A 20,312-nucleotide genomic window follows, 5' to 3' on the forward strand; every position below is an offset into this window, starting at 1 on the left:
TTCTGGTGAGTGCCCGGTCCCGCTGCCCTCTCTGTTCCAGGGCAGCGGAATCTACGGCCGACGGGCGGGTCCGAGACGGCCAGGTCGGCTTGGCACGGGGCCGATGGGTGGCTGCGGCGGGCGGCGGGCCGATGTGGGCCGGGCCGGCTTCCTACAGTGCGGCCGCGGGCCCGGTGGGGTCGGGTCGGACTTTTGAGGCGGCGGGGGCCGTCGCGGCAGCCGGCGCCGGGGCAGGCCGCCCCGTCCGCCCCGCCCCGTCCGCCCCGCCCGCCCGGGCCGGTCATGCCGGTGCGACGAAGCCAGACTCGTATGCGGCGATGACTGCCTGCGTCCTGTCCCTCGCGCCCAGCTTGGCCAGCACCGCGCTGACATGGGTCTTGACGGTCTCCGTGCCGACGAACAACTGAGCCGCGATCTCCGCGTTGGACAGCCCGCGTGCCATCAGCCGCAGAACCGCCGCCTCCCGCTCGGTCAGCGCTGCCCTTTCCATCGCCGTGCGCGCCACCGAGTTGCCGTACTCGGCCGCCAACGACCTTACGGCCGCGGGGAACAGCAGCGACTCGCCCTCTGCGACCAGCCGCACGGCGTGCACGATCTCCGCCGGACGCGCCCGCTTGAGCAGAAAGCCGTCCGCTCCCGCGCGCAGTGCCTCGTACACGTACTCGTCGTTCTCGAAGGTCGTGACCACCAGGATCTTCGGCGGGTCGTCGACCGTGCGGAGCACGGCACGCGTCGCCTCGATGCCGTCCATCAGCGGCATCCGTACGTCCATCGCCACGACGTCCGGCCGCAGTTGCCGCACCAGCGGGATCACCGCGGCCCCGTCGGCGGCCTCGCCTGCCACCTCGATGTCAGGCTGAGCCTCCAGCACGGCGCGCAGCCCCGCCCGTACGAGAGGTTCGTCGTCGACAAGCAGCACGGTGATCGGCACCCGTTCAGCGTAGGCCGTCGAGCGGCAGCCCCACCTTGACTCTCCAGCCGTCCTGGTGCGGGCCGGTCGTCGCCTTGCCGCCCAGCAGGGCCGCACGCTCGCGTATGCCGCGCAGTCCGCTGCCGCGGGCGGCGGGAGTGACCGGCGACGTCAGCGAGTTGACCACCTCCAGGTCGAGCCGGCCGTCCGCGACGGCGATCCGTACTCGAGTGGGCACCGGGCCCGCGTGCCGCAGCACGTTCGTCAAGGCCTCCTGGACGATGCGGTACCCCTCCCGGGACACCGGCGCCGGCACGAGCGTCAACGGGCCCGTCAACTCCGCCTCCACCTCGGCGCCGGAAGCCCGTGCCGACTCCAGCAGCCGGTCGGTGTCGGCGAGCGTAGGGCGGCTGCCGACCGGCTGCCCGGACTCGCGGAGTACGTCCAGCACACGCTCGAGGTCGTCCAGCGCCGCACGGCCCGTCTCCTCGATCGCCGCCAGCGCCCGCTCGGTGAACTCCTGGTTCCCTGCGGCCCGCGCAGCGCCGGCCTGCACCACCGCCACGGTCAGCGCGTGCCCGATCGAGTCGTGCAGCTCCCGGGCGATGCGGTTGCGCTCCACCAGCTGTTCGGTGCGCCCCTCCAAGGCGGTGAGCCGCTCCGCCGCGGACGTGCCGAGCAGCCGCCGGGCGATGGCCGTGATCAGCTCCCCGAGCCCGACGACCGCGGCGAGCAGGACCGCGAGCGGCAGGGGCACCAGCAGCGCGTACCACCAGTGGCCGTCGCCAGCAGGCAGCGGCACGAGGGAGCCGGAATCCGGCTGCTCACCGAACGCGAGCAAGCACAGGTCGGCCGACATGCCGAGCAGATACACCGTCAACCTGCCCGTGAGCAGGCCGAGACCGAGTCGTATCTCCATCCACAGGGCCGTCCGCCAGCGGTCGGCCCACGTGGCCGAGGAAGTGACGGCGATGCCCGAGGACTCGTCCTTGTATCCGTACGGGGACAGCAGCAGCCGGGCCTGCAGCCCTTCGACGAGCCGCATCGCCGGGACGAAACCGAGCAGACCGAGCACCAGCAGAGGCACCCACAACCGCGACGTGTCGATGAACAGCCACACGCCCATGGCGACGGTGCCGATGAGCAGGTGCAGCCAGCGGGTGTAGGTGACACGGCGGGTGATCCGACGGGTCAGCGGATGCAGAAAGCGGAACATTCCGTCATCGTGCCAGCAGCGCAGCCCGTGGCGGCTCCCTCTCACGGGGGAACGGATTCCCGCCGGCGGGGGAGGCCGCCGCGCCGGTCCGACGACGAGGCTTGATGCCATGACCAGCATCGACGTCACAGAACTCACGAAGGAGTACGGCGGCAGGCGCGCGGTGGACGGGATCACGTTCAGCGTCCGCCCCGGCAAGGTCACCGGTTTTCTCGGGCCGAACGGCGCCGGGAAGTCGACCACCATGCGCCTCGTCCTCGGCCTGGACCGGCCCACATCCGGCAGAGCCACGATCGGCGGCCGCCCGTACGCGGAGATCGACGAGCCGTTGCGCCACGTGGGCGCCCTGCTCGACGCGCAGGCAGCCATGGGTTCGCGTACGGGCCGGGACCATCTGCGCATCCTTGCCGCAGCGGCACGGATACCGGTGCGGCGCGTCGACGAGGTGCTGGAACAGGCGGGCATCGCGAGCGCTGCGGGCCGGCGGATCCGGACGTACTCGCTCGGCATGCGCCAGCGGCTCGGTATAGCGGCGGCCCTGCTCGGTGACCCGGCTGTGCTGATGCTCGACGAGCCGTCGAACGGGCTGGACCCCGAGGGCGTCATCTGGATCCGGGAGCTCGTGCGGGAGTTGGCCGGCGAGGGCAGGGCAATCCTCCTCTCCAGTCATCTGATGAGCGAGACGGCCTCGTTCGCCGACCAGCTGGTGGTGCTCGGCCGGGGCCGGCTGCTTGCCGACACCGGAATGCGGGAGTTCATCGACGCATGGACGACGCCCCGCGTCCGTCTGCGCACCACCGACGGCGCCCGGCTGAGCGCCGTCCTCGTGGAGAAGGGGTTCCGTTCCGTGGTGGGTGACGACGGCCGCTGGACCGTCGAGGGCGCCCGTGTCGAGGACATCGGACCCCTCACCGCCGAAGCCGGCATCCCGATCCTCGAACTGGCCGGCGAGGAGCCCTCGCTGGAACACGCGTACCTCGGTCTCACGGCCGACGAGGCCGAGTACACGACCGCCCGGCCCGCCGCGGCAGTACAGGAGGTCTGACCATGTCATCTGTCGTTCCCGTCCTGCACTCCGAGTGGCTGAAGATCCGCTCCGTGCGCTCCCAGAGCGCCACGCTCGCGGCCGTCTTCATGTCGACTGTCGTGTTCTCCGTCCTGATGTGCGCGACCCTCGGCGCGGATGAGGCCGCCGAAGCAGGCTTCGACCCTGTTCGCGCCTCGTTCTTCGGCCTCAACTTCGGCCAGATAGCCGCGATCTGCTTCGGCTCCATCGCCGTCGCGGGTGAGTACCGGGCAGGTGCCATTCGTGTCTCGCTGGCCGCCGTGCCGCGCCGGGGCGTCTTCTACGCGGGCAAGCTCGCTGTCGTGGGCATGCTGGCGCTTGGCGTCGGTCTGGTCACGAGCGCGACGTGCTTCGTCCTCGGCCAGGCGGCCCTGGGCGACCGGGGCGTGAGCATAGGAGCGCCGGGCGCACTGCGTGCCGTGGTCGGGTGCGGGCTCTACCTGGCGCTGATCACCTTGTTCGCAACCGGTCTCGCGGTGGCGCTGCGCAGCGCGCCCGCAGTCATGGGCATCCTGATTCCCTTCCTGCTCATGCTGTCGTTCGTGCTCGGGGATGTCTCCGAAGGCGGGGGCTGGGTCGACTTTCTCCCGGACCGCGCGGGCCAGCAGATACTGCTCCAGCACCCGGACGGCCCCCTGAACGCCTGGACCGGGACGGTCGTCCTGGGCCTGTGGGTGGCGGCAGCGCTGTGGGTGGGCGGCCGTCGACTGATACGACGGGACGCCTGACCGCGTGCGGCGGCGACCGCGGGACGCCCCTCAGCCGCCACCCCCGGTGGTCGTGTCCGCGAACGAATGGTGCTCATGTGCGACGACCCAACGGCCCATTTCCTTGCGTAGCCCGGTGCTGAGCCGCAGCCGGCTCTCCGGGTGGTCGGTGAGCTCCTGCGGAGTTCCGCAGCGCAACAGGGCGTGAGCGAAGGCCACGTCGGTGCCGGCGGTGACATCGATGGCGAGGATGTCGAACACGGCGCCCTGCGCCTGCCACTCGAAGAACGGCGGCCAGGTGGCGCGGTAGGCGTCGATGCCAAGGACTGCCTCATGAGGAGGAGGCACGTCGAACATCACGATGTCATCGGTGTGGTCGGCGAGGACGCCCTCCATGTCGCCCTTGTGCACCGCCGCGGTCCAGCGCTCGATCAGGCCGCGGATCTGCTTCTCGTCGTCGGCCATGGCCCCCGGCACCGGGTCGTCTCGTGGACATTGCCTACAGGCAGGACTCTCCCGCCGGCCCGGACTCATCGCGCGCCGGCAGCTGCGGGGGCGTGCCCTGGGTCCACACCACACGCAGCGATGTCGCCGAGATGCGCCAGCCGTCGGGGGTCCGGCGGAGGTGGGTGTCGGTGCGGCCGGCGGAGACGAATACCTCTCCCGAGCCGTCCGCCAGGACATGAGTGCTGAGTTGAGCCCCGCGAGCGGTGGCCCGGTCGCCGTCGAGCTCGATGACCGGGTTGGTGCCCAGGTGCACGGTCTGGTCGAACAGCGCCATCGCGCGCCGGACGGTCACAAGGAGGGCGTCCCGCCCGCTGACGGTGCCGACGGGCATCTCGGCGGTGACGTCCTCAGTATGGAAGGACCGGGCCCACTGCTCGTTCAGCTCTCCCTCGTCCAAGGAACACAGATAGCGGTCCAACAGGTCGGTGATCTCGGCGCGGTCGGTCAGGGCGCGCAGCTCCTGCCGCATCCGTCCGATGTCTGGTGTCGTTCCGGCGAAGGTGTGGGGGTCCATGCTTGCAAGCCTGATACCTCAAGTTCGCTTGAGGTCAAGGCATCCGGGCAGTCGCCCCTTCGCCGGCGTAACCGAGGCGGTCAGGCGACGGCCCCGGGGCGCGCGCCCCCGGACCGGTTCGCCGCCCGGCGTTCGAGGGTGGAGACCTGCGCCACGACCGTGGCGTAGAACCGGTCGACGGCGTCGTCCACGCTGCGGATGAACCCCGATTCGGTGTTCCCGCGCGTGGCGCCCATGCCCTTGAACAGGGAGAGCCGGAAGCCGGTGATGCGTGATCCGTCCCTGGGGACGAGGTCGCCCGGCTCGGGACGCAGACGCTCCAGCGTGCCGCGCGGGCCCTTGCCGTCCTCGACCAGGGTCTCCACGTGGAGGTCAGCCGGGGCCTCGGACAGCGCGCGGACGAGGCGTTTGGCCGAGGTGAGGGGGGAGCCGCCCTCCGGCGGCTGAACATCGACTGACGTGCGCAGCTTGCCGGTCCTCAGGTCGGCGACGACGGCGAGGACCCCCGGGGTGTCCTCGATGCGCAGCTCGGCCGTCAACCGGCCGTCGTCGCACAGTTGGTCCGCCAGCGCGAGCCGTCGCGCCTGCGGATCGGCGCCGCGCTTGGCGCGCTGCACGGGAAGGGCCTTGCGGCCGAGTTCGCCGCCGAGGCGCAGACAAACCTGCCGTACGAGCTGCTCCCAGCTCTCCACGACTTCGAGCGCCCGCTGGTCCCCCTGGCACAGCGTCTCCGTGTCGATGCCGTTGCGTACGGGCACCCAGGCGCGGCCCATGTTCTGGAAGCCGTGGCAGCCCGAGTTCTCGTGCTGGAGGTAGTGCAGCAGTTCCTGGAGGAGCCACGCGTGCGTGGCGTTGCCGACTCCCTCGTGGCGGATCAGCAGCTGCGCCTGGTGGGCCACCTCCGCCCAGGAGAGGTGCCAGAGGGCGACCTTGTGCTTGCGCCGCCCGTCGGTCCGCACCTCGACGAGCGGCCGGCCCTCCAGCGCCACGTCGTTGGACAGCGTGATCACTGCTTCGTACGCGCGCCGTGCGGCGATGTCCATGTAGTTCTGGACCTGCTCGGACTTGAGCGCGTTCCCGTTGGTCTTGGTCTCGACCAGTGCCGTCCAGAGCTTGCCGGCACGCTCCACACGAATGACGCCATCCGGGCGCTTCGGGGCGTCCCCGTGCGGAAGGGAGACTTCGGTGAACGTCTGCGTGCGCCCGGCCGGCGCACCGAACGCGGCGGTGAGCCGGCGTCCCAGCTCGGGGACCTCGGCCATGACCGACAGCAGCACCGACGTGGCCCGCGTCTCACGCTCCTTGTCGCTCTTGAGCGACGACGCCGGAAACAGCCGGGCGGTCCTCCACGAGTCGTTCTCGGCGAGCGACGGCCTGACCGTCTTGGGCAGCGTGACCTTCTTCTTGCTCGTACGGGGGCCGCGGGCCCGCGTCGGTGTGGCCTCCTTGGCCGGCCGGGCCGCTGAACCGGCCTGTTCCGGGAGGACCACTGGTGGCTCGGCCGCTGCTTCGGCGGCCGGCGGGGGGTCGGAGGCGGCGGGAGGTTCCTCCGTGAGCTCCTCCGCCGCCTCCTCCTCGTCCACGGTGATGCCGAAGTCCGTCGCCAGGCCCGCCAGTCCGGTCTCGTAACCCTGTCCGACCGCGCGGAACTTCCAGTCCTCCGCCCGCCGGTAGAGTTCACCGAAGATGAACGCGCTCTCCACGGTCGCGTCAGTGATCGAGAAGCCGAGCAGCGGTTCCCCTGTTCGGTCCGCGACGGTCACCCTGAGGTCGTTCAGTTCCCCGAAGGTCGAGCCCCCGTACTGACTCGCGGCGACGACGATCCGGTCGACGTCGGCCGGCACAGCCGTCAGATCCAGGCTGATGCGGTCCTCGTTGCCGTCGTCGGTCGGCTTCTTGCCCAGCAGTTGCACGCTGCCGTCGGGCGCGGCCGGGTTGTTGTAGAAGAAGAAGTCCGCGTCGCCGCGTACCTTGCCGTCGCGGTCGACGAGCAGGACCGAGACGTCGGCGTCGCCGTCCCCGGTCGAACTGTTCCAGCGCAGGCTCACGACCACCGAGTCGGTGTCTTCGCTCAGGGCCGCCAGGCCGACGTTGGATCCCTTGGCCATTTCCTGCATGGAAGCCCCCAGGCTCGGCCGCATCCGGGCACGCCGAAGCGGCCCCCATGCGTCATCTGTGACGTCGTTCGCACTCTTGGTGCGCACGCTGTGAACCGTAGCGCCCGAAGGGTGTCCGTGTGGAGGAGAAGTGAAGACTCGGTGTCCGGCGACCCGGTGCCCTCCGCGGACCGGCCCGGACCGGGACCGGACCGGACCGGCCCCTGGGTCCTGGGTCTGGGGTCCGGTCTTTGCCGGTCTTGGCCGTGGCGGGATGAAATCCGGGGCCGGCCGTGTTGGTTCATTCCGGAAGATCAGGTCTTGACGGGCCGTACGCAGAACCGACGGGGAGGAACCACGTGGTGGCGGAGCCAGCAGCGCAGGGATGGGCACGGCGGCTGTCCGGGTACGCATGGCGATACCGGACGAACGTCGTGCTCGCGCTCGGTTCGTCACTGGGCGGCATGGCCGTCATGGCGCTCGTGCCGCTGATCATCAAGGTCGTCATCGACGATGTGATCACCGCAGGGACGCGGTCGCTGACCACGTGGACCGGGCTGCTGGTCGCCGCCGCCGTGGCCGTCTACGTCATGACGTACATCCGCCGCTACTACGGCGGGCGGCTCGCCCTCGATGTGCAGCACGACCTGCGCACCGACATGTACGGGACGATCAGCCGGCTCGACGGCCGGCGGCAGGACGAGCTGTCCACCGGTCAGGTGGTCGGCCGGGCCACCAGCGACCTCCAGCTGATCCAGAGCCTGCTCTTCATGCTCCCGATGACGATCGGGAACTTCCTCCTGTTCGCCATCTCTCTTGCCGTCATGGCCTGGCTGTCCATGCCCCTGACCCTGATCGCACTCGCCGTCGCCCCGGCCCTGTGGATCATCGCCAAGCGCAGCCGCACCCGGCTCCACCCCGCCACCTGGTACGCGCAGAGCCAGGCCGCGGCCGTCGCCGGCGTCGTCGACGGAGCCGTCAGCGGCGTGCGTGTGGTGAAGGGCTTCGGGCAGGAGGAGCAGGAGACCGGGAAGCTGCGAGAGGTCAGCAGGAAGCTCTTCGCCGGCAGGCTCCGGACGATCAAGCTCAATGCCGTGTACACCCCCGCACTGCAGGCGGTGCCGGCCCTGGGCCAGGTCGCGATGCTCGCCGTGGGCGGCTGGCTGGCCACCAAGGGCGACATCACGCTCGGCACGTTCGTCGCCTTCTCGGCCTATCTCGCACAGCTCGTCGGTCCCGTCCGGATGCTCGCGATGGTGCTGACCGTCGGCCAGCAGGCCAGGGCCGGTGTGGAGCGGGTCCTGGAGCTGATCGACACCGAACCGAGCATCAAGGACGGGACGAAGGAGCTTCCGGCGGACGCCCCTGCCACCGTCGAGTTCGACGACGTGGGCTTCGAGTACGCGGACGGCAAGCCGGTCCTGAACGGTTTCTCGCTGGAGATCGCCGCCGGCGAGACCGTCGCCGTCGTCGGCGCGTCCGGCAGCGGCAAGTCCACCGTGTCGATGCTGCTGCCCCGTTTCTACGACGCCACCCGCGGCGCCGTCCTGGTCGGTGGCCACGATGTGCGCGAGCTGACCTTCGACTCGCTGCGGGCTGCCATCGGCCTCGTCCCGGAGGACAGCTTCCTCTTCTCCGACACGGTCCGGGCGAACATCGCCTACGGGGCCCCCGACGCCACCCAGGAGGAGATCGAGACTGCGGCCCGCGCCGCCCAGGCCGACGGTTTCATCGCCGATCTCCCCGCGGGTTACGACACCAGGGTCGGCGAGCACGGGCTCACGCTCTCCGGCGGCCAGCGCCAGCGCATCGCCCTCGCCCGCGCCATCCTCACCGACCCGCGGCTGCTGCTGCTCGACGACGCGACCTCCGCCGTCGACGCCCGGGTCGAGCACGAGATCCACGAAGCGCTGGCGCGCGTCATGGCGGGGCGTACGACGCTGCTCATCGCGCACCGCCGCTCGACGCTCAACCTCGCCGACCGGATCGCCGTCCTCGACGGCGGCCGGCTCGCCGACATCGGCACGCACGAGGAGCTGGAGCGGCGTTCCGCCCTGTACCGGCGGCTGCTGACCGACCCGGACGAGCTGGGCGGCGTCTCGCCCGGGCACATCCTGCCGCCCACCGGTCGCGAGCCGGACGAGGACCGGACCGTACGGGACGAGCTGGACGCCGAGTTCGACGTGGAGCGCGGCATCACACCCCGGCTGTGGGTCCGCGACGAGCGGGCCGAGGAGGCCAAGGAGGACACGGGGGCCACCCCCGAACTGCTCGCGCAGGTCGAAGCCCTGCCGCCGGCCACCGACACCCCCGACATCGACGAGGCAGCGGCGACGCGCCGCGAACCGGCGGGCGCGGCGGCCGGCGAGAGCGGACGGCTGCGGGGCGTGCTCCGCGGCTTCGGGCTGCCGCTGCTGCTCAGCCTCGCCCTGGTCGCGGTCGACGCCGGCATGGGGCTGCTGCTGCCCGTGCTGATCCGGCACGGCATCGACGAGGGCGTCGAGCAGATGGCGCTCGGCGCCGTGTGGGCGGCCTCCGCCCTCGCGCTGGTCACCGTCGTCGTCCAGTGGGCCGGTCAGATCGGCGCGATGCGGATGACCGGCCGCACCGGCGAACGCGTCCTGTACTCCCTGCGCCTGAAGATCTTCGCGCAGCTCCAGCGGCTCGGCCTCGACTACTACGAGCGCGAGCTCACCGGCCGGATCATGACCCGGATGACGACGGACGTGGACGCGTTGTCGACGTTCCTGCAGACCGGTCTCGTCACCGCCTTCGTCTCGGTCGTCACCTTCTTCGGGATCATGGTCGCCCTCGTCGTCATCGACGTGGGGCTCGCCCTCGTGGTCTTCGCGACCCTGCCCGTCCTGATCTTCGGCACCTACTTCTTCCGCAGGCAGAGCGTCAAGGCGTACGAGCTGGCGCGCGAGCGCATCGGCGTCGTCAACGCCGACCTCCAGGAGTCCGTCGCCGGGCTGCGGATCGTGCAGGCGTTCGGGCGGGAACGCGCCGGGCGCGAGAACTTCGCGGCCCGCAGCGACAGCTACCGCCAGGCCCGGGTCCGCGGCCAGTGGCTGATCTCGGTCTACTTCCCCTTCGTCCAACTGCTCGCGGCGATCGCGACCGCCCTCGTGCTGATCGTGGGCGCGGGCCGGATCGAGGCGGGGACGCTGACCACCGGCGCGCTCGTCGCCTATCTGCTCTACATCGAGCTGTTCTTCGCACCGGTGCAGCAGCTCTCCCAGGTCTTCGACGGCTACCAGCAGGCGGCGGTGTCGCTGCGCCGCGTGCAGGAACTGCTGCAGGAGCCGCCCTCGACGGTCGCGCCGCGCGAGCCGGAAGAGGTGCGGGCACTGCGCGGCGACATCGCCTTCGAGAACGTGTCATTCGCCTACGGCGACGACGAGGAGGCCCTGACCGGCGTCGACCTGCGCATCCCCGCCGGCCAGACCGTCGCCTTCGTCGGCGAGACCGGCGCGGGCAAGTCGACCGTCGTCAAACTGGTGGCGCGCTTCTACGACCCGACCGGCGGCCGGGTCACCGTCGACGGCAAGGACCTGCGGGACCTGGACCTGACCGCGTACCGGCACCGGCTCGGCGTCGTCCCGCAGGAGGCGTACCTCTTTCCCGGCACCGTCCGTGACGCCATTGCCTACGGCCGCCCCGGCGCGAGCGACGCCGAGGTGGAGGCCGCCGCACGGGCCGTCGGCGCGCACGACATGATCGCCACGCTCGAAGGCGGCTACCTCCACGAGGTCGCCGAGCGCGGCCGGAACCTCTCGGCCGGCCAGCGGCAGCTGATCGCCCTGGCCCGCGCCGAACTCGTCGCCCCGGACGTGCTGCTGCTCGACGAGGCGACGGCAGCGCTCGACCTGGCCACCGAGGCGCAGGTCAACCAGGCGACGGACCGGCTGACCGGCCGGCGTACGACCCTGGTCGTCGCCCACCGGCTCACCACCGCCGCCCGCGCCGACCGGGTGGTCGTGATGGACCACGGCCGGGTCGCGGAGGACGGCACCCACGACGAACTGCTCGCCCTGGACGGGCGGTACGCCGCGCTGTGGCGCACCTTCATCGGCGAGGGCATAGAGGGGCTTGGGGAGGACGAACCGGCGGCGGTGTGACGGCGGGGGCCCGGAGCGGTGGGGGCGCGGCGGATCGGCGGTCGCGGTCCGCGGGTCGGTGGCCGGGGCGCGGGGCGCACGGCCGCGGGTGGGGGCGCAACCAATCACGGCTCCTTCGCGTCGTACGCATGTACGGAGCAGTGGCAGTTGGGGGCGAGTGTGTTCGGTGGGGCATGGAGCAGGAGCACAGGGTGGCCGGGGCGCGCGGCGCGCGGGCTGGCGCTGGTCGCGGCGGTCGCGGCGCTGACCGTGGCCGCCCCCGCCGTCCCGCAGGCAGAGGCGGCGTCGCCCTGCCCGGGCCGGCTGGCGAAGACGGTCTCCTTCTCGACCGGTGAGCTGCGCGTCTACGAGCGCGGTGACTACGCCTGCGCCGTCACCCTCGCCAAGCGGCCCGGCGTCAGGCGCTCCATGGCGGTGTCCCTCCAGCCCCGCGGCGGCCGCGCCGCCAACGACAGCGGCAGATTCACCCGGCAGGCCGGACCGGTCACCGTGCACTCCCTCAACCGCTGTGTCCGAGCCACCGGTTCGGTCTCAGGGGTCTCCCGCTCCACCGGGTGGATCCTGTGCTGACGTGCCACTGTCCGTGCGCTCTGCCGGCCGTGCTCCCCTGACAGTGCCCCGCCGCTCGTCACGAGTGGCGGGGCACGGTCCCGTCGGCCTTCGTCAGCGGTAGGACAGCCCGTGGCCCACCGGGAACAGCACCTGCGACGGGTCGTCCGCCCGCTGCACCGGCACCGGCAGGCGTCCCTCCGGCTCCGCGCTGCCCGCGATCACCCGCGCCGCCGCGCGCAGTTCGACATCCGTCCACGCGTAGGCCGCGAGCGCCGCCGCTGCCCCGTCGAGCCGTGCGATGTCGTACGGATTGCGGAGGGCCAGCGCCACGACCGGCACGCCCGTCGCGACCAGCCGGGCCACCAGCGTGCGCTGCGAACTGGTCGCCGAGACGTTGTACGTGCCGACGACGACCACGTCCTTGCCCTCTGCGGCGGCCACCGCCTCCGCGATCTTCGTGCTGCTCGGCGCGGTCCCGGTCGGCAGGGCGGTCGCCCGGAAGCCCAACTCGCCCATGGCGTCCGCCAGTACGGCCGTCGGCGGCCCGGTCGTCCCGCTGGGCGACGCGAGATCGGGGCCGACGACCAGGACGTCGCCGTGGCTGCGGCGGCTCAGCGGCAGCAGCCCGTCCGGGTTGGCCAGCAGCGTGGTCGTGCGCTCGGCGATCCGGTCGGCGGCGGCCAGGTGCGCGGGTGCGCCGACGGTGCGGTCCACCTCCCGCCCGGAGACGAACGGGTCGCGGAACAGGCCCAGTTTCTCCTTGAGCAGCAGGATGCGCAGGATCGATTCGTCGAGCCTGGCCTCGCTGACCTCACCGCTCCTGACCGCGTCCATCACGCCGTTCCAGGCGACCGCCAGGTCCGGCGGGTTGAGCAGCTGGTCCACGCCCGCGAGCAGCGCGAGCACCGGCACCCGGTGGTCCCCGTACTTCTCCCGCACGCCCTGCATGTTGAGGGCGTCCGTGACCACCACGCCGTCGTAGCCCAGCTCCTCGCGCAGGATGCCGGTGAGAATGGGGCGGGACAGCGTCGCCGGGTCGTTGCTGGGGTCGAGGGCGGGGAACTGGATGTGCGCCGTCATGATCGAGTCGATCCCGGCCGCGATCGCCGCCCTGAACGGCGGCGCGTCGATCTCCTCCCACTCCTGGCGGGTGTGCGAGATGACCGGGATGCCGGTGTGGCTGTCGACCGTGGTGTCGCCGTGCCCGGGGAAGTGCTTGGACGTCGCCGCGATGCCCGCGCTCTGGTAGCCCTTGACCTGCGCGGCGACCATCCGGGCCACCGCGGCCGGGTCCGCGCCGAAGGAGCGTACGCCGATGACCGGGTTGGCCGGGTTGACATTCACGTCGGCGACGGGCGCGTAGTTCTGGACGATGCCCATCGCCGCCAGCTCGGCGCCCGCGATCTGCGCGGCCTTGCGGGCGGACGAGGCCGACCCGCCGGCCCCGAGCGCCATCGCGCCCGGCATCAGGGTCGCCGGCCTGCCGACCCGGGCGACGATGCCGTGCTCCTGATCGGTGGAGATCAGCAGCGGCAACGGGGTGGGCTGGGCGAGCCCGGCACGCTGGATGCCGTTGGAGAGCCCGGCGATCTGGTGCGGATCGCGGGTGTTGTGGGCCCAGGCGAAGTAGATGATGCCGCCGACGTGGTACTCGGCGACGAGTTCGGCGGCGTTGCGCACCCCCATCTCTGCGAGGTTGAGGTCGACGTCGGCCTGGTCGGGGTCGGTGGCGGAGTGGCCGTAGACCCTCATCACGAAGAGCTGGCCGACCTTCTCCTCGAGGCTCATCCCCGAGATGATCCGCTCGAGCCGGTGCCGTGTGCCGTGGGACGCGGTGGCGGCCGCCGCGGCCGCCACCGAACTGGGCGCTGCCGTGGCGATCGCGCCTGCGGCGACAGCCGTCGCGGTGAGAAGGGTGCGTCTGGAGAGGTTCCGGTCGTGCACTGGTGCTCCTTCCGGGCCTTGCTGGACATGCTCGACAGGGGCGTTGCACAAGGGAGTTGAAGGAAACTTCCAAGGTGTCACGGATATCCGGAAACTAACTGCCAGGTCAAGGCCCCGCGCACAAACATCACCGGACCGGCGGGGCGGAGCGGGTCCCCGGAACCGTTGCCCGGGGGCGGAACCCGTGCCCGGCGGCCGTGCCAAAGCCCGCGCCGGAGGCCGAGGCCGTGCCCGCGCCCCTTCCCGCTGTACCGGATGTGCGGCTCCGCAAGCGCGGCGGGCAGGGCCCGGACCCGTACCGCCCTCCGGGTACCGGGCAGGGCTTCGCCCAGGCCCGGTACCGCGCTTCGCGCGCTGGGCCTCAAACGCCGGCGGGGCCGGCAATGCCGCTGCGCGGCGACCAGCCCGAGCCGGGCCCATCCAGCCTCGCCGGGGCGCCTCCCACGGCCGTCAGCCTGCTGGGGAGTTGGAAGCGTGGGGTTCGGGGCAGCGCTCGGGCGCTGCGCCCGGACGCTGTCAGTGGCGGGCGTACGGTCCGCGCTGAGGGGCCGTCACCGGCGGGCTGTGGCGGGCGTATGGGCCGTGGCTGCGCGGAGCGGCCGACCTGTGGGGCGCGGGCGGGCACGGCAGGCTCGCGCGGGGCGCGCTCACGTGGCGGTGGCGACCTCCGGCCAGAGCTTCTGCAGCGTCCGTACCGTCTCGGTGATCGCGGGCCGCCTCGCCGCCCCCGTACGCCACAGTGCGTGCAGCCGGCGGGTCGGCACGGGGGCCAGTCGTACGGCCACGACCTGCGGCGGTAGCTGCCCGCGCCCCAGCCGGGGGACCAGCGCCACGCCGAGCCCGGCGGCCACGAGAGCCACCTGGGTGTGGTTCTCCTCCGCCTGATGCGCGATCAGTGGTTCACAGCCGGCCGCGCGCAGGGTCCGCAGCAGCCACTCGTGGCAGACCGTGCCGGGCGGCTGGGTGATCCACCGCTCGTCCGTCAGGTCTTCGCGCCGCACGGAGTCGGCCGCGGCGAGGGCGTGGTCCGCCGGGACCAGTACGTCGCACATGTCGTCGCCGATGACGGCTTGCTCCACGCCGGGCGGGGCCGGCAGCGGGGCGATGTCCCAGTCGTGCGCGACCGCCAGGTCGATCGCGCCGCGGGCGACGAGATCGACGGACAGGTGCGGGTCGACCTCGTGGAGCCGGGCGTCCAGCTCGGGGTGGCGGCGGGCGAGATCCGCGAGCACGCGCGGCATCAGCCCGCGGGAGGCGCTGGCGAAACAGGCGATGGACAGCCGCCCGGCCGGCTCGCCGCGCCGCTCCTCGAGACGCACCTCCGCCTCTTCGACCAGGGACAGCAACTGCTGGGCGGTGGCCGCCAATTGCGTTGCCTCGTCGGTCAGCCGGACGCCGCGGCCCTCGCGTTCGAGGAGCGTGGTGCGCGTCTCGCGCTCGAGCTTGGCGATCTGCTGCGAGACCGCGGAGGGCGTGTAGCCGAGCGCGGCGGCCGCCGCGCCGACCGTGCCGTGGACGGAGACGGCGTGCAGAGCGCGCAGCCGGCCGAGGTCGAGCATGGCCGCTCTCCTTTCGACGCGTCTTCACCAGCATTCCATTAGCGTCGCTTCATCCAACCATGAACGAATACGCCCGGTGCTACACGATGTCGTATTGCCCCGCCGCCCGGGTCGCCGCCGGCTGGGCGCTGTCCGCGTTCGCCGCACTCGGCGAACAGCCGGGGCGGGCGAGGTTCGCGGGCATGGCCGTATCGGATCGGCGCCGCTGTCGAGGGCGTCCCGGACTCGTCGCCGAGGCGGTCTCCACCGTCCCGCCCCGCAAGGCATCCCCGCCGGACCCCTGAACTTCATGGTGTGGGTCAGCACCGTCCCGGTCCCGGCTCGACCGGACGGGCGGCCGGTGTCGTCCTCCACGTCCCCAGGGGGTGGCTGCTTCCGGCGCCACCCGGCGTCCTCGGTGGCCCTGTTCGCCCTCCTCATACGGCCTTCGGCATGTCGGCGGGTTCTTGATCCTTGATGAGCCAGTGAGCCCGTTGCGGTGGTGCGCGGCGGCGCTGCTGGTGGGCGGGGTCGCCCTCGCGCCCCTGGCGGACCGCCGCCGTAACGGCGGCCCCGTACGGCAGGAGCCGCCGACCGCCGGCCGGGTCTGATCCCTCCCGGGGCCGCTCGCTGCGGCGATGACCTCGCCGTACCGGCCGGCCGGCCGCGGCGGCAGGCGCGGCGCCGTGTGGGCGAGGGCCCGTCCCGCGGAAGCGCAGCGGCCGTACCGCGTGCGGGCCGATCCCAGGGCATCCCGAAAGGGCAACGGCAACCGCCCGATGTCCTTGGCGGACGAGGCCCGTGTCAGCGCCCAGCTGGCCGTACTGGGCGACCCGAAGGGCCGCCGGCTCGCGCTCGTACCGGGGACGGGTGCGGCCGCCGCGCGCCGGGCGGTTCGGCGGCCGACGCACCGCCCTGGCGCCCCGCCCTCAGGTCACCGCGAGCAGATGCTCCCGGCCCGCCGTCAGCAGGCCCGGCAGCTCCTGCGCCGCGGGGTACCAGCGCTTCTCGTACTCCCAGCAGACCCAGCCGTCCGGGTCCGCGAGGGCCAGGCACTCGGCCAGCGGCAGCACCCCCCGGCCCAGCGGGAGCGGTGTCAGGTCGTCCCGCGAGGCCACGTCCTTGACCTGTATGCAGCCGAGGAACGGGCTCAGGGCCGCGTGGCTCACCTCTGGTTCCTCACCGCCGAGCCAGGTGTGCATCACGTCCCACAGCGCGCCCGCGTGCTTGTGGCCGACCAGGCCGAGGACCCGGCTGACGTCGGCGCCCCTGCGGTGCGAGTCGTGCGTCTCCAGCAGGATCCGTACGCCGAGACCGGCCGCGGTCTCGGCGGCGGCGCCGAGCCGGCGGGCCGCGATCGCGTCGGCCTCCGCCTGGTCCAGGTCGCCGCCGCCGGGGAAGACGCGGACGAAGGAGGCGCCGAGGTCCTTGGCCAGTCGGCAGAGGCCCTCCATCTCCTTGATCACGGGGCCGTCGTCGCCGGCCGCCGCGACCCGCGCATACCCGGCGACGGTCAGGATCTCGACGCCAGCGCGCTCGAACTCCCGGATCGCCTCCGCCCGTTCCGTCGTGCCGATGCCCGGATGCACCGGCTCCTCCGGGTGGGCCCGCAGCTCGACGCCCTGGTATCCGCTGTCGGCGGCGAGACGGGCCACCTCCCTCAGCGGCCTGCCCGGCACGCCCAGGGTCGAGAAGGCGAATTTCATCGATCCGTTCCTTCCTGTAGCTCCAGCCGCCAATCCTGACCGATCAGATCCGCTCCGTACGAGCGAGGCGGCTCCTCGGCGACGAGGGTGAAACCGGCCCGCTCGTAGATCCGGCGGGCCGCGGTCAGTACGTCATTGGTCCACAACACCATGTCCCGGTACCCGGCCTCGCGCGCGAAATCCACCGCCGTGCGCACCAGCCGGTCGCCGAGCCCGTGTCCGCGCGCCTCGGGTTCGACCAGCCGCAGCCGCAGCCGCAGCCGCAGCCGCAGCCGCAGCCGCAGCCGCAGCCGCAGCCGCAGCCGCAGCCGCAGCCGCAGCCGGGCCGTGGCCGGGGCCTCGTCCCGTACGCACATCACCGAGCCGACCGGCCGGCTGTCCAGTTCGGCTATCCGCACCCGCTCCAGGAGCGGATCGTGGTCCTGTGCGAAATCCGCGGCGATGCGGGCGACCAGGCCCTCGAAGCCGGCGTCCCACCCGTACTCCGCGGCGTACAGCGCGCCGTGCCGCTGGACCCTCCACCCCAGGTCACCCGGGCCGGGCCCGCGCAGCACCGGCTCCGGCGGCGCGGCGTCACCACGGGCCGCGGGTGGCGGGGTCGGGACCGGTGCCGCCGGGGAACCTCCAGACGATCAGGCCCGCGGCCGGCCCGGCCGCGGTGAGGACCGACAGCGTCAGAGCGCCGAGGTGGGGGAGACGCCGAGGTCGTGGGGCAGCTCCTGCCAGAGCCAGTGCTGGACCCGTTCCGCGAGTCGGCTGACGCCGAGGAGTACGAGTCCCGAGCAGCGCCGGCAGCACGAGCGGGACGAGAGCGCGGGCCTGCCGCGGCCAGAGCCGCCCGTGCGACACGGCGGCGGACGGGCCGGGTGGCGGTGCTTCGCGCGTCATGGCTCCCTCACGCGACGGGGGACGACGGGCGGCACGGCCCGGGGCCCTTGGCTTTGGCCCTGGCCGCGCCCGGCTCGCGCCCCGTCGACCGACGGCGCCGGGTCAGCGCGCGCCCGTGGGGCCGCGGTCGGTGCACAGCGCCCAGATGACGAACACGCCGATCGCGATGGACACGACCGCCCACACCGGCTGGTACGGCAGCCACATGAACTGGAAGACGACGGCCAGCGCGGCCAGTCCCACGCCGAGCCCCCGCGCCCAGGCGGCGCCCTGAAGGATGCCCCAGCCGGTGACGGCCAGCAGGACACCGAGGATCAGATGGATCCAGCCCCACGTGGTGAGGTTGAACTCGAATACGTAGTCGCCGACCCGCGTGTACACGTCGTCCTCCGCGATGGCGGCGATCCCGGCCACGATGCCGAGGATGCCTTCCATCAGCAGCAGGACGCCGGCGAACACCGTGCCGCCGGACGCCCAGGCGCGCCCGGCGCCTCCCGTGTCCGCGGTGTGATGGGAGCCTCGGGTTGCGTTGGCCATGTCCGTTCTCCGTCCTTCCGGCTCCGTCCTCGCGGAGCAAGGGCTCCAGCGTGCGTTCGGGCCCCAGGGGCGGCGACCGGGTACGGGCCGATGGGGTGACGCGCCGGCGCCGCGCCGGCGCGGTGGTGGGCGGGGGCGTGTCCGTCACCGGGCGCCACGCCAGGTGCGCACCGCCCGATACCGTCCGGGCGTCGTACCGGACCGGGCCCGTGGCTGTCGTCGGCGGGGCCGTCGCCCCGCGGGCCCCGCCCGGTGGGACGCACCGGCCTACGCGCAGGGCGCGCGGCGTGACCCGACTCCGGAGTCGGCGCGGTAGTCCGCCACGTCGGCGGGTGAGCGTGGCAGTGGCAGGCGTCGTGCCCGACCGAACCGGCATACCCGGCTGTTCCCAGGGCGACCCCGGCGTGGCTCCCGGTCCCGTCGGTGCCCCGAACCGTGGCCGTCGTCGCCGGGGCGAGGTCCGGGCGAGCCCGCCCGGTCCCGTCGCAGGCGCAGGCGCAGGTGCCGTGCCTGCGCAGCGGGACTTCGGCTGCTTCCCGCAAGGCGCCCCGACGCCCGGTCACCGCGCGGATGGCTGCCGGTGCGCCCGCCCGCTACCGCGCGGGGCGCCGCGCCCACCCCGCCGGTGCCCCGGGCCCCGCCCGGACGGGACCGAGGGCCACGCGCTCGACCCCGTTGCCCGTGCCCGTAACGTCGCCCGGTCACCGCCTTCCCACAGGCGCCGAGGCCCCGTGGCCCCGTGGCCCGGCCCGGCGCCCGCCCCGTGCCGGGCCGGTCCCCGGCGCGTCACAGCCCGCCCGGCCCCGCGGCCCCGTCACCGCTCGCGCGGCGCCGCCGTCGAGTCCCGGGCCATCAGTTCCGCCGCGATCGTGGCGATGCCCCCCGGCGGGGGCGTCTCGTTGTCCATGGCCAGGCGCCCGGCCCGCGCGCCCGCCTCGAAAAGAGGGAGGCGGACCGTCGTCAGCGACGGGACCGCGTCCGCCGAGAAGGGGAGGTCGTCGAAACCGGCGACGGAGATGTCCTGGGGTATCCGCAGGCCCTGGTCGCGCAGCGCGGCGCACGCGCCCAGCGCGACGGTGTCGTTCGCGGCGACGATCGCCGTCAGGTCCGGATCCCTGCGCAGCAGTTCGAGGGTGGCGTCGTAGCCGGACCGGCGGTCGTACGGCCCGTGCACGGTCAGCCGTTCCTGCTCGGCGGCGTCCCCGCCGAGCCCGGCCGCGGCCATCGCGGCCCGGTGGCCCTCCAGCCGGTGGCGGGTCGTGGTGCGTTCCGCGGGGCCGGCGACGTAACCGATGCGCCGGTGGCCGAGCGAGATCAGATGCTCGGTGAGCCGCCGTCCGCCGCCCCGGTTGTCGAAGGCGAGCGAGGCGACGACCGCGTCGCTGCCGGGCAGCGGCGGGCGACCGCACAGCACGATCCGCGTCCCCGCGTCGGCGAGCCTGCCGAGTTTCACGGTCATGGCCTGAAGGTGGCCGGGGTCCTCCAGCGCGCCGCCGGTGAGGATGACGGCCGCGGCGCGCTGCCGCTGGAGCAGGGTGAGATAGGTGAGTTCACGCTCGGGTGAACCGCCCGTGTTGCAGACGACGGCGAGTTTCTCGCCACCTCCCCGGCCCGTGCCCTCCTGCCCGCCGATCTCGGTCTGCGCCGCGCCGGCCATGATTCCGAAGAAGGGGTCGGCGATGTCGTTGACGAGGATGCCGACGAGATCGGACGTCGCGGCGGCGAGCGAGCTGGCCGGGCCGTTGAGGACGTAGTCGAGCTCGTCCACCGCGCGCAGCACCCGTTCACGCGTGGACGCGGCGACCGGATAGTTGCCGTTCAGCACGCGCGAGACCGTCGCCGGGGACACCCGGGCGCGGGCCGCCACATCCGCCAGGGTGACTGTCATCGCTTTCCTCCGCAGGAGATGGGGCGACCCCCTTGTCCGGGCCGCTGTCGGCAGGCTAGCTTCATATCGCGTAGAAAGCGCTTGCTACGCTCGTATCGAGGGAACTCGGGAGAACCGAGATG

The 20,312-nt window shown here is 72.8% G+C and carries 16 protein-coding genes and 1 pseudogene; 6 read left to right on the plus strand and 11 right to left on the minus strand.

Annotation, left to right across the window (positions count from 1 at the left end):
• Positions 1–280 precede the first annotated feature (280 nt).
• Together ACFYOP_RS01190 and ACFYOP_RS01195 are read right to left on the minus strand one after the other, a co-directional pair.
• Positions 281–931: a response regulator transcription factor gene (locus ACFYOP_RS01190; RefSeq protein ID WP_356889620.1), complete on the minus strand. Its 651-nt coding sequence runs from the start codon at positions 929–931 to the stop codon at positions 281–283.
• A 4-nt stretch (positions 932–935) separates the two neighbouring features.
• A complete protein-coding gene (locus tag ACFYOP_RS01195) occupies positions 936–2,126 on the minus strand; it encodes a histidine kinase (protein WP_356889622.1) in 1,191 nt (396 codons plus the stop codon).
• Between the two features lie 109 nt (positions 2,127–2,235).
• On the opposite strand from ACFYOP_RS01195, the gene ACFYOP_RS01200 reads away from it, so the two are divergent.
• Together ACFYOP_RS01200 and ACFYOP_RS01205 are read left to right on the plus strand one after the other, a co-directional pair.
• Positions 2,236–3,171 carry an ATP-binding cassette domain-containing protein gene (locus ACFYOP_RS01200; RefSeq protein WP_356889624.1) on the plus strand — a complete coding sequence of 312 codons (936 nt, stop codon included), beginning with the start codon at positions 2,236–2,238 and terminating at the stop codon, positions 3,169–3,171.
• Between the two features lie 2 nt (positions 3,172–3,173).
• Positions 3,174–3,920: an ABC transporter permease gene (locus tag ACFYOP_RS01205; protein WP_356889626.1), complete on the plus strand. Its 747-nt coding sequence runs from the start codon at positions 3,174–3,176 to the stop codon at positions 3,918–3,920.
• A gap of 30 nt (positions 3,921–3,950) precedes the next feature.
• Here the strand turns inward: ACFYOP_RS01205 and ACFYOP_RS01210 are convergent, their stop codons facing one another.
• The 3 genes from ACFYOP_RS01210 to ACFYOP_RS01220 all read right to left on the minus strand — a co-directional run bounded on the left by ACFYOP_RS01210 (position 3,951) and on the right by ACFYOP_RS01220 (position 7,037).
• Complete coding sequence (locus tag ACFYOP_RS01210; RefSeq protein WP_356889628.1) at positions 3,951–4,364, minus strand: SgcJ/EcaC family oxidoreductase; 414 nt, start codon at positions 4,362–4,364, stop codon at positions 3,951–3,953.
• Between the two features lie 34 nt (positions 4,365–4,398).
• Positions 4,399–4,920 (minus strand): nuclear transport factor 2 family protein, encoded by a 522-nt coding sequence (locus ACFYOP_RS01215; RefSeq protein WP_356889630.1) that lies wholly within the window; start codon positions 4,918–4,920, stop codon positions 4,399–4,401.
• Between the two features lie 80 nt (positions 4,921–5,000).
• Entirely contained in the window at positions 5,001–7,037 is a 2,037-nt protein-coding gene (locus tag ACFYOP_RS01220; RefSeq protein WP_356889632.1) for a TerD family protein, read from the minus strand.
• Positions 7,038–7,378: 341 nt separating this feature from the next.
• Here ACFYOP_RS01220 and ACFYOP_RS01225 point away from each other — a divergent pair, with 341 nt between their 5' ends.
• Both ACFYOP_RS01225 and ACFYOP_RS01230 read left to right on the plus strand, forming a co-directional pair.
• Positions 7,379–11,137 (plus strand): ABC transporter ATP-binding protein, encoded by a 3,759-nt coding sequence (locus ACFYOP_RS01225; protein WP_356889634.1) that lies wholly within the window; start codon positions 7,379–7,381, stop codon positions 11,135–11,137.
• Positions 11,138–11,296: 159 nt separating this feature from the next.
• Positions 11,297–11,707, plus strand: coding sequence for a hypothetical protein (locus ACFYOP_RS01230; RefSeq protein WP_388450551.1), 411 nt, complete (start codon positions 11,297–11,299; stop codon positions 11,705–11,707).
• Positions 11,708–11,800: 93 nt separating this feature from the next.
• Here the strand turns inward: ACFYOP_RS01230 and ACFYOP_RS01235 are convergent, their stop codons facing one another.
• Together ACFYOP_RS01235 and ACFYOP_RS01240 are read right to left on the minus strand one after the other, a co-directional pair.
• Entirely contained in the window at positions 11,801–13,633 is a 1,833-nt protein-coding gene (locus ACFYOP_RS01235) for a glycoside hydrolase family 3 protein (protein ID WP_356889636.1), read from the minus strand.
• A gap of 647 nt (positions 13,634–14,280) precedes the next feature.
• A complete protein-coding gene (locus ACFYOP_RS01240) occupies positions 14,281–15,192 on the minus strand; it encodes a LysR family transcriptional regulator (protein ID WP_356889638.1) in 912 nt (303 codons plus the stop codon).
• A 59-nt stretch (positions 15,193–15,251) separates the two neighbouring features.
• On the opposite strand from ACFYOP_RS01240, the gene ACFYOP_RS01245 reads away from it, so the two are divergent.
• Both ACFYOP_RS01245 and ACFYOP_RS01250 read left to right on the plus strand, forming a co-directional pair.
• Positions 15,252–15,476, plus strand: coding sequence for a hypothetical protein (locus ACFYOP_RS01245; protein WP_356889639.1), 225 nt, complete (start codon positions 15,252–15,254; stop codon positions 15,474–15,476).
• A 180-nt stretch (positions 15,477–15,656) separates the two neighbouring features.
• Positions 15,657–15,782: a hypothetical protein gene (locus ACFYOP_RS01250; protein WP_356889640.1), complete on the plus strand. Its 126-nt coding sequence runs from the start codon at positions 15,657–15,659 to the stop codon at positions 15,780–15,782.
• Positions 15,783–16,100: 318 nt separating this feature from the next.
• Here the strand turns inward: ACFYOP_RS01250 and ACFYOP_RS01255 are convergent, their stop codons facing one another.
• The 4 genes and pseudogenes from ACFYOP_RS01255 to ACFYOP_RS01270 all read right to left on the minus strand — a co-directional run bounded on the left by ACFYOP_RS01255 (position 16,101) and on the right by ACFYOP_RS01270 (position 20,190).
• A complete protein-coding gene (locus ACFYOP_RS01255) occupies positions 16,101–16,877 on the minus strand; it encodes a sugar phosphate isomerase/epimerase family protein (protein WP_356889642.1) in 777 nt (258 codons plus the stop codon).
• Positions 16,874–17,452, minus strand: a pseudogene (locus tag ACFYOP_RS01260) (GNAT family N-acetyltransferase); the annotation flags it as partial. The gene ACFYOP_RS01255 and the pseudogene ACFYOP_RS01260, both read right to left, overlap by 4 nt.
• A gap of 415 nt (positions 17,453–17,867) precedes the next feature.
• On the minus strand, positions 17,868–18,302 hold the full coding sequence (locus ACFYOP_RS01265) for a hypothetical protein (protein ID WP_356889644.1): 435 nt from the start codon (positions 18,300–18,302) through the stop codon (positions 17,868–17,870).
• Positions 18,303–19,116: 814 nt separating this feature from the next.
• Positions 19,117–20,190: a LacI family DNA-binding transcriptional regulator gene (locus ACFYOP_RS01270; protein WP_356889646.1), complete on the minus strand. Its 1,074-nt coding sequence runs from the start codon at positions 20,188–20,190 to the stop codon at positions 19,117–19,119.
• Positions 20,191–20,312: the final 122 nt, after the last annotated feature.

The organism is Streptomyces sp. NPDC006294 (assembly GCF_042870895.1).
In the GTDB taxonomy this organism is placed as follows: domain Bacteria; phylum Actinomycetota; class Actinomycetes; order Streptomycetales; family Streptomycetaceae; genus Streptomyces.